This window comes from Brytella acorum (genome assembly GCF_029309905.1).
Classification (GTDB): domain Bacteria; phylum Pseudomonadota; class Alphaproteobacteria; order Acetobacterales; family Acetobacteraceae; genus Brytella; species Brytella acorum.
Genome location: NZ_JARBJP010000021.1, coordinates 1 through 14,947 on the forward strand (window position 1 = coordinate 1; position 14,947 = coordinate 14,947).

Genomic DNA, 14,947 nt, shown 5'->3' on the forward strand with positions numbered 1-14,947 from the left:
ACCCGCGCATGGCCAGACCCGAACATAAAGGGGCGGCAGGTCAGAAATTCCACCTCCCGCAGGCAGTCAGCTACCCGCACACAGGTCTCATTAGGTCAACGCGGCGCCAACGGACCACGCCGTCTCGGTTCCGATCGGGGCCAGCCATGATCAATGCCGAGAGCTCCGTCTGCTGCTCCGCCGTCAGGCGGCAGACAGAGCCATTGCGCCATTGGTCCCGCAAACCATCTGGCCCCGCAGCATTGAACCTGTGCACCCAATCGCGCAGGGTCTGCCGGTCCATGCCCCCGATCCGGGCCGCATCACCTCGACTGGCACCTTCGCGCACGGCAGCCAGCGACAAAAGGCGCCGTGCAACATTCGCATCCCGTGTACCCAAGGCCAGACGCCGAAGCGCATCAGCCGTATAATCCGTCCGTAAAGCAATCGCACCAGCCATACCCGATCCTCCGTCCCAGAACTGAATCAGAACAGCCTCCTCGCGTCACTTCACAGATGAGTCAGAGGAAATGCCCGATGGTATGAGACCGCTGCGGCGCGCAGTAACCACCCCGTCTCAAAACTGAGCATGCGTTCGGAGCAGGGCTGCTGTTCTTCAAGGGCGAATGCGTGAAAAAGCCAGCTGGGCAAAACCGGCACTCAGGATGGCTGAGACCGCAAGCACGAGCAGGGAAAGTGAAGGCGCGACCACGAAGCGGCCCGACAACGCGCCCCTCATCCCGTCAATGCCGTAGGTAAGCGGGTTACAGAACGCCAGGACACGCACGAGCGTGGTCTGTCCTTCAAGCGGAAATACGGCGCCAGAGAGATAGAAGAGAGGCGTGACGATGAAACTCACAATTTGCGAAAAGCTCTGTGCGTCGCTCATGACGGAGCCGAGAATAGATCCGAAAAAGGCGAAGATCAGCGCGATCAGGAGCGCGAAGAGGAGGGCGAGCCCGATCTGGCCGGCGTCAGGCAGAACACGTCCTGCGGCGAGACAGAGCAGGCCCACGAGTACGGCCTGAATCAAGGCCACACTGGCGACCCCGAGTGCCCTGCCCAGCAGAATCCAGACGCGAGAAACCGGCGCCACGAGTGTTTCCTTGATAAAGCCGAACTGGCGGTCCCAGAGAAGATCTGAACCGGAGTAGACGGCGTTAAACAGAATGCCCGCGCCAATCACGCCAGGTGCGAGGAAGACGAAATAGTTCCCCTCGCCGGCCTTGCGAAAGATCGGAGCAAAGCCCAGACCAAGTGCTATCAGAAACAGGAAAGGCTGGGCCAACGCCGAGACCACGCGCCCTCGGGCGCGTAGAAAACTCCGGATCTGCCGCAGCCAGAGACAGTACAGGATGTCGATCACATCAGGCTCCGGCTACAACGGCACGGTCTTCTTTCGTCTGTGTCTCTTCGGACGTCAGAAACAGGAAGCTGTCTTCGAGGGTCGTCTTTTCGGCGTAACGGATGATGGAATCCACCGTACCCTGCATGATGATGCGCCCCTTCTGGATCACGGCTACGTTATGGGCAAACCGCTCGACCTCATCGAGATAATGGCTGGTCAGGAAAATGGTTGTTCCGCATTCCTTCTGAAGATGCTGAAGATGAGCCCATAGAATGCGCCGGCTTTTCGGATCGAGGCCAAGCGTGGGTTCATCCAGAAAGATCAGAGCTGGATGGTGCAGGAGTGCGCGGGCGATCTCGACGCGTCGCCTGAGCCCCCCGCTGAGCGCACTGACCATGCTGTCGCGCCGATCGGCAAGGTCGAACAGGGCGAGCACATCTCCGATACGCAGGCGTCTCTGTGCGCGTGGAATGCGATGTAGAGCACAATGCATCCACAGGTTCTCGTGCACGGTCATCGTCTTGTCCAGCGTGCAGTCCTGGAACACCACGCCGAAATGACGACGCGCGTTCATCGGGTCTTTCGCAAGATCCACGCCGTTCAGAAGAATACGGCCTTCGTCAGGCGGGAGAAGCGTCGTCAGCATCTTGATGGTCGTGGTCTTGCCCGCGCCATTCGGGCCAAGAAAGGCAAAAGTCTCACCCGAAGCGATGGAGACATTCAGCCCGTCGACCACGGTTTCCGCGCCATAGCGCTTGACGAGAGACTCAACGGCAATGGCAGGGAGACGCCGGGAATGTGCGCTCATCAGACCGCAGTCTTCGCCGACAAAGGGGATTTGAGAAGCCCCCAGTGTCCAAGGACGGCCATGGCCCGTGCGATGCCGTCTTCGGCCTCGATGAGGGGCGCGAGCGCGCGCGCCTTGTCAGCAACAGAGCGGGCACGTGCCTTGCCGATTGCGTAGGCGAGTTTCTCGGCTGTGAGCGTCTTTCTGTTAAGGATCATCGGTGTGATGCCGATCATGTTGAGACGCCAGCTCCAGTAGAACTGATCCGCCAGAAAGGGGATGATCACTTGCGGCAGGCCAACGCGTGATGCAGCTGCAACCGTGCCAGCGCCCCCATGATGCACGGCCATCGCGACCCGGGGAAACAGCCAGTCATGCGGGGCATTCTCGATGAAGAAAAGGGAGTCATCCTCCTGCCCGGGCAGGGCACGAAGCGCGCCCCAGCCTGTCGCGATGATAGCGCGTCGACCTGTCTGGCGCACAGCTTCAAGAATCATGCGCGTGAACGCCTCGGGGTTGCCACACATCATGCTTCCGAAACCGATATAAAGAGGTTTCGGACCGGCTTCGAGAAACCGCATGAGAGCGGGTGGCGGCGTCCATTTCTGCGTCTGGTCGTAGAACCAGCTTCCTGTTACGGCAATCCGGTCCGCGGGCCAGTCGTCTGGCTGCGGCTGCAGATGACGGCTGAAAGCATAAAGCAGATAATGGCCGCGCGCATGCCCCCCTTTTCTTGACCACGGGCCGCGCCATCCTATCGGCTCGAGGCCAAGGTCGTGGCGCATGACGGTGATAGGCGCCGACATGACCTGCCAGATCAGAAATCGCGCCAGATGAGCTAGCGCAAGATTGGCTGTACCAGGAAGGGGAAGGCCCGGGTTTGGCCAGAGCGGCGGAACATGCCGGGAGGGCGTCATCGGCATGAACTGCGCCTGCACGAAAGGGATGCGGCGTTTCTCGGCAATCGAGGCCCCGAGCGCTGTAGCTGATCCCGAGCCGAGGATCAGCTCTGCCCCTTCGGTGGCCGCCATGGCCTGCTCGACCCAGAGCGGCATCCAGTCGCACAGGGCCTTTGCCATTTGTCTGCCGATGCGCAGTTGGTTGCCCTTGTCCATGACGGCATGTTCCCTTGCCATGAGCTCGGCAAAGTCTGATTCGATGGGAACAAGATGCAACCCGCCTTCGACGATGAGCTGGCGGTGTCGTGCCGAGGTCACGATGAAGATATCATGCCCCAAAGCGGAAAGCCGTCTGCCGAGCGCCACGAAAGGCCGGGCATCGCCTTGCGTTCCGATGGTAAAGATTACGATTTTCATCAGGGGTATCGATTTCGGTTCAGGCTGCGGTCAGGGAGGCGGTGGCCACCTGGGCAAGAGCCGGGTGAGAGCAGATCAGGCGGGCCACGGTTTCCACATGGCCTGGCGTGAGCATGTCACCATGGCGGCAAGGCAGATCATGCGCCACAATCTGTCCCGTTGTGAACGCCGACCATGCCTGTGGACGATCGGTGATAAACATGTCGGTCTTTTGGCCGGCGCGCAGGAAAAGGATGTCGACATCCGTCTTTGCTGGACGATGGGCGACCAGCATCTCCAGATTGCGCCGTGCCACAAGGCGCATTTTTTTAGCGAGTTCTTCCAGGTCACCTCTCTCGCGCCCTTGGAGAACCGGAAGAAGGGACGTGTCGATCTCGGCCAGAAGGAGATCGGCCAGATCGTCCAGCGTCTGTGGCTCGGGCGCGCCTGGCTCCAGGCTGATGTGCAGGAATGCGCGCGCTGTCTTGAGAGCCTCCATGTCGTCGGGGGCGAAAACCCCCTCTCCGGGAAGGCTCGGGTAGGCGTCGAGTAATGTCAGCAGGGCTATTTCCTCGCCTGTCTCACGCAGGAGATGGGCGATGCCTTGGGCAATGACGCCCCCCATCGACCAGCCGATGAGATGATAGGGTCCCTGTGGCTGTATCGTCCGGATCGTCGCGATATAACAGCGGATCAATGCCTCGAGTGTCAGAGGAGGCGAATCACCGAGAAGCAGTCCGGCATCCTGCAGACCGTAGACAGGATGTCCTTCGGGCAGAAGCGGCGCGAGCGTATTGAAGCTCCAGCTCATGCCGATGACCGGATGAATACAGAACAGTGGCGGTTTGTCGCCGAGGGTACGGATCGGCAATGTGACGGCGAGCGGATCGCATGCGTCTGGCCCTCCCTCGAAGAGAGGAGCCAGAAGCGCAATCGTCGGTGCGGCAAAGACCTGACCGACGGGCAACTCGTACCCCTGAGCGGAGAGTGCGGCCACCATTTCCACCGCCATGATGCTGTCGCCGCCCAGATCGAAAAAGCTGGTATTGATATCGACCTCTTCCACGTCCAGCAGAGTGCACCAGAGGCGTGACAACATCTGTTCGGCTGGTGTCGACGCCAAAGTGAGGGTTCTTGCGGACGGTATCTCCTGCAGAGCCCGCAAAGCAGCGCGATCGAGCTTGCCGCTTGTCAGACGGGGAAGGGCTTCGACACTGACAAGGCGAACCGGGACCATTTGCGGCGGCAGGAGGGTAAGCAGCGTCCGTCTTATCTGTGCGGGATCGAGTATCGTGCCCGAAACAGCGGGAACCAGATAGGCGGCCAGGACTATTTGTGTTCCTGTTGTCTCGACCATAACAGCGGCCTGGAGAACTTCCGGCAAGCCGAGCAGGGTGCTTTCGATCTCATCAGGCTCGATCCGCATGCCGCGTATCTTGACCTGCTGATCGGCGCGTCCGAAAATCATGAGAACACCGGTCTTGTCGAGCACAGCCAGATCGCCCGTACGATAGGCCAGCGCCGCTCCTGTGCCATCCGGATCCGGGATAAAGCGACTGGTCGTCAGATCCGGCCGGTTCAGATATCCGGTCGCCACGCCTTCTCCGGCTATCAGCAACTCACCGATGAGGCCATCTGGCATAACATGGCCCCAGCGATCGATGATGGAAAGACGCGTATTGGCCAGAGGCAGGCCGGCAGGAGAAGAATCATTCTGATCGGGGGTCAGTCGATGAGCTGTGGACCAGATGGTCGTCTCGGTCGGGCCGTAAAGATTATAGGCGGCGCGTCCGAGCCGGACCATCTGTCGCGCCATATGCGTCGGGAGCGCCTCGCCGCCGCTTAGAAGAAGAAGCCCGCTCAGAGCATTTTCCGCCTCAGTACCAAGAAGGGTCTGCCACAATGTCGGGGTGGCCTGCATGGTGGTCACGCCATGATCGACGATCAATGCGGCGAGCCGTTTCGGATCCCGGATGTCCTGCTGCGTTGCAATCACGCAGCCTGCCCCGCTCACGAGCGGAAGAAGAGTCTCAAGGACAGCGATATCGAACGTCCAGGTCGTCACGGCAACCAGGACATCGGCGGCGCCGAATGCGAGACGTTCTCTGATGGTGTGCAGAAAATTGAGCAGGGCGGAGCACGGGACGACCACGCCTTTGGGGCGGCCCGTCGTGCCAGAGGTATAGGTCACATAGGCCGTGTTGACAGGGACACTTTCAGCCGGGACAAAGCTGTCATGCCACGGGCTAAGCGGATGTGCCCGAAGCGCGTCACTGTCGATGCACCATGCTGGGTAATGGCAGGCCCACTCGGCATAGGTCTGGTCGGGCAGGACGACGAGGCTCGGACGGGCGTCCTCAAGAATCAGTCTCGCACGTGGCAGGGGCGCGTCGACATCGAGCGGCAGCCACGCGGCACCAGCCCTGATGATGGCCGCCATGCACACAATCATACGTCGGTCGCGTGGCAGGGCGAGGGCCACAAGATGCCCCGGACCAATACCTGCTTCTCGGAGGTCCCGGGCCAGTCGGTCGAGACTGTCTAGAAACGCCTCTCTGGAAAGAACGGTCGAGGCGTCTGTGATGAGCATCGAAGTGCCAGAGCGAATTCCGTCGTTGATGAGCTCTGGAAGGGATCTTTCGGGCCAGAGCCGCCCTGTCCTTCGGTTGCGTTCGGTCTGCCGCGTTCGCTCGGTCTCGGTCAGAAGAGGGCAGGTTTCTAGAGGAGCATCCGGAGACGCCAGCACCGCGTCGCCAAGGCGCAGGATGCGATCCAGATGGGCGTCGAGTTCATCGTCTGTATAAAGCGCTGGATTGGCATCGCACTGGATGCAGAGGCCGTTGCCATCCTGGCGGTCGAAGACGAAGATGGTCAGGTCTTCCATCGCGCCATTGCTCAGATTGGCGTTGCGCGCGGTCAGATCACCGAAAGCCAGATCGTAGTCGAACGGCTCGATATTGATTCCGATGCGACTGATCTGATGGGCCGCACCAAACAAGCCCAGATCGCGCCTCAGATCTTCGTAGCGATATTGCTGATGGCGCAGAGCCCCCCTCATGGCTCGCCGCGCCAGGGTGATCATTCCGGCAAAATTCGCATGGGCCTCGATCCGGAAGCGCAGCGCTGCGGCATTGGCGACCATGCCAGGCGTCTGTCGCAGCGCGCGCGTGGCCCGTGCGCTGACCGGCATGCCAACAACGAGGTCGTCATGCCCTGTCACACGATAGAAATAGCTGACGAGAAGAGCCGTCAGGACCTGAGGCAGGGTCGATCCGTGGGCACGCCCCAGGGCGGCGAGGGCTTCCGTCCTGGCGTTGTCCATCATTTTCGAGCGTGTGATGGCACCGCCATGCTCTCCACTGGGTGGACGATGCGGTCTGAGCGAGAGAGAAAACGGCTCTGGCGCATCCTGCAACTGCCCGAGCCAGTAGGCCCTGTCGCCCGCATAACGCTCGGAGGCCCGATACGCGCTCTCCTGTTCATGGAGGGTTGCAAGAGGCAGGAACGCTGCCTCCGCTGTCTCGACGCCGTTGGAAAAAGCCGTATAAAGCGCCGCTACACGCGCTGCAATCAACCCGCCCGCAAACCCGTCAAGTACGGTGTGGTGACAGCAATGAAACCAGATCCAGCGCGTCTCGCCCACCCTGAGAAGGGCGTTCTGCCACAGCTCGTCATGTGCCAGATCGAGTGGTGTCCGAAGACGCATTTGCATCCAGCGGAGTGCCGTATCGTCCGGATCCTGTGCGTCCCGGCAATCGATGATCGGACAGGATGCTTCGGCATGAGGGAGAATCTCATAAAGCGGCCCTTCCGGCGTCTGGATGATCCTGGTTCTGAGCGTTTCAGCTTCCGCCTGGGTCTTCCGCAGCGCGGCAATAAAGTTCCGAATATGTAATGGTCCGTGCAGATGGATAGCTTCGGCAATATTCAGATTTGATCCGGACGGCGCTATAAACTGTGTCATCCAGAGGCCACGCTGGGCCTGAGTCAACGGAAGTGTCTTGTGACGGGCAGATCGTTGCATGGCCGCGTGACAGATCCTTTATGAACAGAAGGATGAAACCCGCTGGATAACGTTAAAAACACGATATAGGATGATCATTTCAGATTCAATCTGATGGGTGCACGATGCTGAAAATTTTCTGACCGCTTCGGCAGCGGAAACCGGTTTCGGGCTTTATGATGGTGATAAATACAATGGAATTATGTGGTTGTTTAATAAACTTATCTGATCAGAGCCAGGATCCATGGAAACCTGTTCTGCTGAGAAGTAAGGGCTGGTGAGTAAACCGGACCACCATGCTGCATGAGGGCCATGGTGAACCCGTTCTTCAGGCAAGGGCCATTTTGGAATACCTGCCCCCTTTCCGAAGGGCCGCCATTCCATGCTGCTTAAGATGTCCGATCGCCTTCTTCCCGGCCATCCGGCACACCGAAATCGCCCTGTTCCGGTTATATGTCCGGACCTTGGGAACTTGCATTTTTATGTCAGTGTCCGTCCAACATCATCTTGAATATTTGGAATCATTTGTGATTCCATGTCGACAGCCCCAATTGGGAGAGGCCGCCCGATGTGGACGATTGAAAATCGCGTCCGGTATGACCGCAGCAAATACCGCTATCCCAGCGACCGGGAGGGTTCGAAACATGCCCGCTGAGCCCAAAATCAGGACACGGCGCCTTCAATCAACGGTTCTTCGATCCCTCCATCTGGGCCGGACGCAACGCCTCGTCCCGTTTATAGCCGACCATCAGTGGACCGCCTGTCCTGCCCGTCGGGTGCCGTGTGTCAACTCACGGACCGTAGCCGTCACGATAAGCCATTGCCGGGCCTGATCCATGTCCTCCTGGGCGAGGAACATGCTGGCGCGTTTCTGTGCCATGTTCTCGGCTTCGTCTCCAAACAGGCGGATCATCTGTTCGGCGGTGGCCTGCGGATCGATGGGCAGCGGGACAGTCGGAAAGTCAGGCATGGGGTTCGGCTTCGTACTGCGCCAGAAAACCCTCGATATCATTGCTCACGAGATGAGGTAGCCGCTGAGCCAAAACGTCCTCCGGCCAGTTCCACCAGGCGAGCGCCAGAAGACGCGATATGATGGCCTCAGGGAAGCGGTAGCGGATCACCCGCGCGGGATTGCCTCCGACGACGGCATAAGGCGGCACTGCCTTCGTTACCAGCGCATTGGCAGCGACGACGGCGCCGTCGCCGATGGTCACGCCGGACATGATGGTTGCGTTCGCGCCAATCCATACGTCGCTACCGATCGTGACATCGCCCTTGCTGGCATGATCGTCCTGCCCTTCGGCGGCGGTCGGCCAGAAATGCGCCAGTGTCTTGAAGGGATAGGTGGTGACGAGGTCGATGCGATGGTTGCCCAGGATGATCGTGACATTCGGGCCGATCGAGCAGTAATCGCCGATGCTCAGCCCGGCTTCGCCAGCTTCTATGACATTCGGCGAGCCGTAGGTGTGGGGTCCGATCGTCCATCTCCACTCCTCGATCTGGTAGGCCAGAGCGTAGCGCGTCAGCAGACGAAACGTGTTGTTGCCGAACGACATGAGGACTCCTCCTTCGGCTTCTGAGGGGAAACGGGCGCAGCATAACTGTCTCTGTCAGTCCTATGCGGAAAATTAAAGGCCCGTCACTGACGGGGTGGTGTCTTCCTGTCTCATCCGCCAGTCCTGTTGATGTGGAGAAGCTGCATGCGAAAATTGGCGAACTGTTGGCGTGACGTGCAGGGCTAGCAGATGGTCAAACGTGTCCATGCCCATATGCAGTTTCGAGCCCTTTTTGGTTTTCGCTCCCTCATATCTGGCGTGCGACGCATTCTCCGGTGTCGAACGCAAGGTTCGGCTGTCGAGGATGGCCGTTCACGGGCATGGCGCCATATGCGAGGCCTGGTGATGTGACGATCATCACGGTGGAACTTCCCGGTAGGACAGAGAAGCCCACCATGAATGGATCAGACGGCTCCGTTCCCGAAGGCGACAATGATCCGCTGGGCTGAGCGGTCCGGAGGTTATGGAGGCCGTCTACCCCATCGGGCGCTTATCAGGCCGAGTATCCCTGGACGATAGACTCCTTCGAACAGGTCCCCCAGCGCATAACGAGATCGCCAGGTCAGACGACGCTGCTGTGCATGCCATGTCCGATCGTGCCGCAAGTGACAGCCCTGGCATAACGCGCGCAGATTGCGCAACCGGTTGTTTCGTGGATCATGATCCAGGTGTGCCGCTGCCAGCACGACGTATGTCTCACGTACACCGATCTGCTCGATCAAATCGGGAGGGCTCGCTTCCTGTCCCCTTATATTACGCCAGACACCTTGCGGCTTATCAAACCACAAACCCGAGGCGGCAACCCGAACCCATTCTCCGTGCGGGCGACCGCAGGCTTGGCATCGTCCCCGGGCACGCTCGAAACGCACGTGTCGACTGATTTCCGGCCACCTTTTCGAGTATAGAGCCTTTAACTCTGGACGAATTGGCACGGTATAAGTTCCCGTTCGCACACCACGTTGAAGGAATTATAAGACAAGAATCGGAGGAAAGTACACAGGAAAAGTGTCGTGTAGAGTTTTCAATTTTATTATTTTGACAGAACGCATCATCTGCGATGCATCAGTGTCCTTTTTTGATCAAGGATATACCGGACAAGACCCCTCTGACAGTCCGGTTTGACATGATGGTTGTGATTTCACGATGTTACGATCCATCATGCAGGGAAAGGCACACCGACGTGCAGCAGGAGGGCCCTCGCTTCTATGGTGGTCATTGTTCACGAAAACCGCGCATTTCGGGCCCCCGGGAAACCCTTGCGAGGTCGCAACAACAGAAATGTTAATCCTTTCCTCGTATTGCTTAATCCGCTATCGTTTTGAGAAACGATCTGGCGATCTTTGTCCATGCCCGGCCCGGGCTGCCCGCAAGGCGCCTACAGGAGTTAAATAGATGGCAATCATTACCGTTGTCGGCGCTTCTGGTACGACGGTTCAGGTCACCGTCGATGGTGGCCTGAACGCCTCGCTGGCGAGCAGCTATGCGACCACCATCCAGAACGCCTATAGCAGCAGCAGCCTCGCATCCTTTGATCTCATGGCCGGGAGCAACGCCGATACGGCGCCGGGCGGCGCGTCCCTGGTGCAGGGTGTGGTCTCGGTCGGTGGTGCCTACACGCTCACCGGCGATTACACGAATATGCTGATTGGTGCGTTGACCACAGAGAGCGGGATCCTCAACACGGCAGTGACCGTCAATGCGGCGGGTGACACGGCCTCGACGCTGAGCATTCTCGCCAGCAATCTCGGCTCGACCGACATTACCGTCGGCGACCAGTCGGGCACGTATGTCGCCACGGCCGGCACCAGCACGTTTGATGCCAGCGCCAGCGCCGGTTCGTGGACCGTCTCGACGGGCGCGGGCACGACGAACACGATCACCCTGGGCTCGGGCGTCAACTACGTCATCTCCGAAGGCAAGGACACGATCGACGGGTCGGGCGGCAACGACACCGTGACCATGCTCGGTGGCTCGTCCACGGTGTCTCTCGGTACAGGCGCGGTCGTTGTCGACGCGGCTTCGAGTGACTCGATTACGGTCGGCGACAGCAGCACGGTCTTCGGCGGCTTCGGCTCGACGGTCGGCTTCTCCGGTGCGACGGGCACGGTCGTGGGCGCGATCGGCGACACCATCACGGCGGCGAGCTCGCTGCTGGTGGTGCACGGCACGTCGAACGACATCGACGTCAGCGGCGCGCTGACCTTCATCAGCGGCACGGGCACCACGACGATCAGCGCCGGCACGGCGACGATCTTCGGTGCCGCGGGCCTCGACGCGATCGTCAACACGACGTCCAGCGCTGCGCTCTTCGTCGGCAACGAAGGCAACGAGACGATCGACGGCTCGTCGGCTTCGCTCGGCCTGCATGCGTTCGCCGGCGTTGGCAACAACACGGTGATTGGTGGTTCGGCTGCCGATACGCTGGTGGGCGGCACGGGTGACTCGACGCTGACCGGTGGATCGGGCGCGGCCAACTACTTCATCATCACCGACGGCGCTGCCGGCGGCGATTACACCATAACGGATTTCGGTTCGGCGGCTGGCAACATCATGGCTCTGTATGGCTACGGCCTGCAGAACAATGATGGTCTCCAGAGCGTTCTGGACTCGGCCACGGTTGCGGGTGGCAACACCACGATCCAGCTGGCGGACAACTCCAAGATCACCTTCGTCGGTGTGACGGATCTGACGGCTTCGAACTTCAACCTGAGCTGATCTCCAGCTTCTGGTTTCGTCATGGGAAAGCCGAGATGATGTGAGAAAATGGCCGCCCCGTCTGGAGGCGGCCATTTTCATGAGCGATTGCACGGCTCTCTCGGTCGGATTGAAGCGGGGGGTGTGGAACGGCGGAAAGGAAAACGAAGCGTCGGCCTGTTCACGCGCCCGCCTCGCATTCCTGATGTCGTCACGGAATCGCGGTTTCCCGAAAGGGGACTGCCATATGGCTCCTCCGTGCCACCCGCAGCCACAATGCCCGTGGAGGGATCGAAGAACCGTTAATTGATGTGCCTTGGTTCTGATTTTGGGCTTTTGGCGTGTTGATTGACGGTTCTTTGGTCGCTTTCGATCTGCGTTTTGAGCAGATCGAAGGCTGCCACCCGCTGGATAGCTATGCATTCGCGCTGATCCGCTCCAGGAAGAGGAAGCGGCGCATGTTGTAGACGATATTGGCCAGCCCGATCCTCATGGTGGCCCGGGTGATGCCGACAGTTCGGATGAACAGTCCCGTTTGTGATTTCTGGTCGGCAAAGACATGCTCGACGCGTGATCGGATCACCGACTTTCCAGCATTCGACTTCTGGATATGCCGTGGCATGGGCTTGAGATGTGGTTTTTTCCTATGAACCTTCGAGACAAAGCCTTCCTTTTCCATGAAGTCCTCATTGGCTTTTGAGCGATAGGCGGTATCCGCCCAGACGCTTGAGGCTGTATTGGTTTTATCAAGCAAGCCCTCTCTCAATCGCGCGCCATCACCGGCGGCGGCATCCGTCGTTTTCCATTTTCGGATGAACCGAAACTTCCGGTCGATGGAGACATGGGATTTGTAGCCAAAGAACGGGATGGCGAGATCACTCGATGGCATGGTTCCATCGTCCTGCCGCTTTGCTTTGGTGAACTTCAGCGTCCAGCGCGCATGGCGATCCTTGTGGGACAGTTTGGACGGCTTGTCCTGCCAATCTTCAGGAATACGCCCTGCCCGGAGATCTGCCTTCTCGGCATTCGTATTGCGCTGCTTTGGAGCAGCCACCAGCGTTGCGTCCAGGATCTGGCCGGACATCGGCAGATAACCGGCGTTGCGCAGGGTCGCATCAAAGCGCTCAAACAGTCTTTCAATGGCCCCTGCCTGTGTCAGGCGTTCACGGAACAGCCAGACCGTTTTGGCATCCGGCACCCGATCTGAAAGCCCCAGACCAAGGAAGCGCATGAAGGAGAGGCGATCGTTGATCAGATACTCCGTCCGTGCATCGGACAAATTGTTCAGCGTCTGGATCACCAGGATCTTGAACATCAGTACCGGATCAAATGGTGGTCGCCCGCCTTTGCTCCCATCCGAATACGCCAGAGCCAGCTCCAAATCCGGACGGAAGACTTCAAAATCCACCGTCCGGGAAAACGCTTCGAGCTGATCACCAAGCCCGCTCAATCGAGCAAGCCGCTCTTCAACATCAAAGAAGCCCGGCTGCTTCATGAGCCATCCCACCAATCATCACACAAGGTAGGGAATCACAGCCAACGGGTTTTTCGAACCCTCCATCTTCTCGTCGATCTCAAGGGCCAGACCGACATTCTGGGGCTCTGGTCCCCGGCCGGAGCGAACGTCGCGGATGTCCCCGCCCCTGAAGGCCTCCATCCATGTATGGGTCTGGATGCCGCCACATGGGACGGGTTGCTTGGCCCGACGCCATTCATGGACCCTGTTCTGGCGCTGGACCACCGGACCGTTCCGCTGAGCCCCGATGTCGTGGTCATTCTGGGAGCCTCGCAAGAGGACTGGAACGCTTCCGGGATCGCGCGCGACAGGAACTATGTATGCCTTGAGCGTCTCGTCAGTCGCCTTTTCCCCGATGACCACGGAGGAGGCATCGTCGATCTCGAGACTGTCCTCGCCCGGCTGGAACCGCGTTCATCCTGCGCCTCTCATCCGGCCTCCCTCGTCGCCCGGGTCCATGGCGCCGGACATCTGGTCGCGGCCCTGCTTGCTGCATGGTCTGTTGAAGAACTCACCACTTTGGGACGCTGAAAAAGCCCCGGAGGAAACCGAACACAGTTTTTCAATATGATTGTGTCTTTTAATTTCTTCTTCTCCATGATTGAAAGCCTCCCATGATTTTATCAACCTTTCCGGCGTTTTCCGGGCGGATACATGCGCCTTCCTTTCTCGACGCCACCGATGCTGATCTTGCCTTTTATCGCCGCATCAGCCTCGCGCTGGGGGTGCAGCCACCCTCTTCGCTCTTTCGATACCTCCTGCCGGAGGGAAAGCATCTCATGCAGCTGGGGGATCGGGAGAACTGGGTCTGGGCGCGGCTGATGCGTCATGCGCACGCCCGGTATTCCGATCTTCCCACCAGCGGCTCCGTGGCAGGCAACGGGGTCGTTCTGAATTCCGTCCCCGAAAGAATTGTCTATGAGGCACTCCATCCGGTGACACCAGCCGATGTCGCGCTCGATCTGGAGCCAGCGATCGGCTCTCCTCAGTTCTTTTCCGATTTCGGGATCCGGGTGGCCGGTCAGGTGCGTTATCTGGAGATCGTGGGGGCGTGCGGTTCCGATCGTGTGCTTCGCAATGCGTGGGAAGAACATCTTCTTCAGCAGTTTGACAAAAGACTGAGCCATTATGCGGCGTATGATATCAAGCCGGAGATCTGGTATCTTGATCAGATCATCGATCCGCAACGCATGCGGCAGCGGTTTCATGCCATCATCGCGGATCTCCGCCGCGTCTCCTCATAAATCGGACGCAGGCGTCGCATGGCAGCCCATGCCCATGGGAAGGATGCCCTCATCCCTGGCGAAGAAGGCACCGGTGCCGTCAGGCCGCAGGACGGCTGCTCTCTCCACAACCGAGAGAGAACCCGCTCGGTTCCGGCAGACCGGCGCCGGTCTTCAAGACTTCGCAGCCATCTTTGCCCCAGACGCCATCTGGAACAGACCCCTGAGGCCCATGAACAGCCGGGCGACCGGATGACAGGCGTGACCTCGGGGAAAGAAATCAACATCAATTCGCAAGGGGTCGCGGGTTCGAATCCCGACAAGATGAGGATGCGACAAACATCGCATTCAAAAAGGAAAGGTTTTCCTATGGTGTTTTCCTTTCCGTCTCCCGTGCCGGGTCTGTTTTTTCAAGATCTGTTCCGTTTTTTGTTGATTTGTCCGCCTGGGAGGCTCTAGAGCACGTCCACTGAACGATGAATCGTGTGGGGTGACATGGGGCATAGATTGTGATTCACCGTTTCCATTGATGGAGATGGTGATGGC

At 59.2% G+C, this 14,947-nt stretch carries 10 protein-coding genes and 1 pseudogene; 3 read left to right on the forward strand and 8 right to left on the reverse strand.

The genetic code is table 11. From position 1 onward, the window contains the following. Positions 1-79: 79 nt before the first annotated feature. From PWM43_RS14890 to PWM43_RS14920, 7 genes and pseudogenes are all read right to left on the reverse strand, one after another. A pseudogene (locus tag PWM43_RS14890) lies at positions 80-439 on the reverse strand (helix-turn-helix domain-containing protein); the annotation flags it as partial. A 156-nt stretch (positions 440-595) separates the two neighbouring features. Then, positions 596-1,345, reverse strand: coding sequence for an ABC transporter permease (locus tag PWM43_RS14895; RefSeq protein ID WP_289843266.1), 750 nt, complete (start codon positions 1,343-1,345; stop codon positions 596-598). 1 nt (position 1,346) lies between these two features. After that, the gene (locus tag PWM43_RS14900) at positions 1,347-2,135 is read right to left on the reverse strand and encodes an ABC transporter ATP-binding protein (RefSeq protein WP_289843267.1); all 789 of its coding nucleotides are present in this window, start codon (positions 2,133-2,135) and stop codon (positions 1,347-1,349) included. Further along, positions 2,135-3,430 (reverse strand): glycosyltransferase, encoded by a 1,296-nt coding sequence (locus PWM43_RS14905; RefSeq protein ID WP_289843268.1) that lies wholly within the window; start codon positions 3,428-3,430, stop codon positions 2,135-2,137. Before PWM43_RS14905 ends, PWM43_RS14900 begins: the two co-directional genes overlap by 1 nt. 19 nt (positions 3,431-3,449) lie before the next feature. Then, on the reverse strand, positions 3,450-7,433 hold the full coding sequence (locus PWM43_RS14910; protein ID WP_289843269.1) for an amino acid adenylation domain-containing protein: 3,984 nt from the start codon (positions 7,431-7,433) through the stop codon (positions 3,450-3,452). A 727-nt stretch (positions 7,434-8,160) separates the two neighbouring features. Beyond that, positions 8,161-8,382 (reverse strand): hypothetical protein, encoded by a 222-nt coding sequence (locus PWM43_RS14915; RefSeq protein ID WP_289843270.1) that lies wholly within the window; start codon positions 8,380-8,382, stop codon positions 8,161-8,163. Next, entirely contained in the window at positions 8,375-8,968 is a 594-nt protein-coding gene (locus PWM43_RS14920; RefSeq protein ID WP_289843271.1) for a CatB-related O-acetyltransferase, read from the reverse strand. The genes PWM43_RS14915 and PWM43_RS14920 overlap by 8 nt, the downstream gene beginning before the upstream one ends. Before the next feature lie 1,392 nt (positions 8,969-10,360). Here PWM43_RS14920 and PWM43_RS14925 point away from each other — a divergent pair. After that, on the forward strand, positions 10,361-11,683 hold the full coding sequence (locus PWM43_RS14925) for a beta strand repeat-containing protein (RefSeq protein WP_289843272.1): 1,323 nt from the start codon (positions 10,361-10,363) through the stop codon (positions 11,681-11,683). Between the two features lie 394 nt (positions 11,684-12,077). On the opposite strand, the gene PWM43_RS14930 is transcribed toward PWM43_RS14925, so the two are convergent. Next, positions 12,078-13,157, reverse strand: a complete 1,080-nt coding sequence (locus PWM43_RS14930; RefSeq protein WP_289843273.1) for an IS5 family transposase — start codon at positions 13,155-13,157, stop codon at positions 12,078-12,080. 168 nt (positions 13,158-13,325) lie between these two features. Here PWM43_RS14930 and PWM43_RS14935 point away from each other — a divergent pair, with 168 nt between their 5' ends. Both PWM43_RS14935 and PWM43_RS14940 read left to right on the forward strand, forming a co-directional pair. Then, positions 13,326-13,709, forward strand: coding sequence for a hypothetical protein (locus tag PWM43_RS14935; RefSeq protein ID WP_289843274.1), 384 nt, complete (start codon positions 13,326-13,328; stop codon positions 13,707-13,709). Between the two features lie 83 nt (positions 13,710-13,792). Then, complete coding sequence (locus PWM43_RS14940) at positions 13,793-14,422, forward strand: hypothetical protein (protein WP_289843275.1); 630 nt, start codon at positions 13,793-13,795, stop codon at positions 14,420-14,422. Positions 14,423-14,947: the final 525 nt, after the last annotated feature.

Coding starts and splice junctions, on each gene's coding strand:
- PWM43_RS14935 (WP_289843274.1), top strand. CDS start 13,326: ATGGGTCTGGATGCCGCCACATGGGACGGGTTGCTTGGCCCGACGCCA.
- PWM43_RS14940 (WP_289843275.1), top strand. CDS start 13,793: ATGATTTTATCAACCTTTCCGGCGTTTTCCGGGCGGATACATGCGCCT.
- PWM43_RS14900 (WP_289843267.1), bottom strand. CDS start 2,135: ATGAGCGCACATTCCCGGCGTCTCCCTGCCATTGCCGTTGAGTCTCTC.
- PWM43_RS14910 (WP_289843269.1), bottom strand. CDS start 7,433: ATGCAACGATCTGCCCGTCACAAGACACTTCCGTTGACTCAGGCCCAG.
- PWM43_RS14905 (WP_289843268.1), bottom strand. CDS start 3,430: ATGAAAATCGTAATCTTTACCATCGGAACGCAAGGCGATGCCCGGCCT.
- PWM43_RS14920 (WP_289843271.1), bottom strand. CDS start 8,968: ATGTCGTTCGGCAACAACACGTTTCGTCTGCTGACGCGCTACGCTCTG.
- PWM43_RS14915 (WP_289843270.1), bottom strand. CDS start 8,382: ATGCCTGACTTTCCGACTGTCCCGCTGCCCATCGATCCGCAGGCCACC.
- PWM43_RS14925 (WP_289843272.1), top strand. CDS start 10,361: ATGGCAATCATTACCGTTGTCGGCGCTTCTGGTACGACGGTTCAGGTC.
- PWM43_RS14930 (WP_289843273.1), bottom strand. CDS start 13,157: ATGAAGCAGCCGGGCTTCTTTGATGTTGAAGAGCGGCTTGCTCGATTG.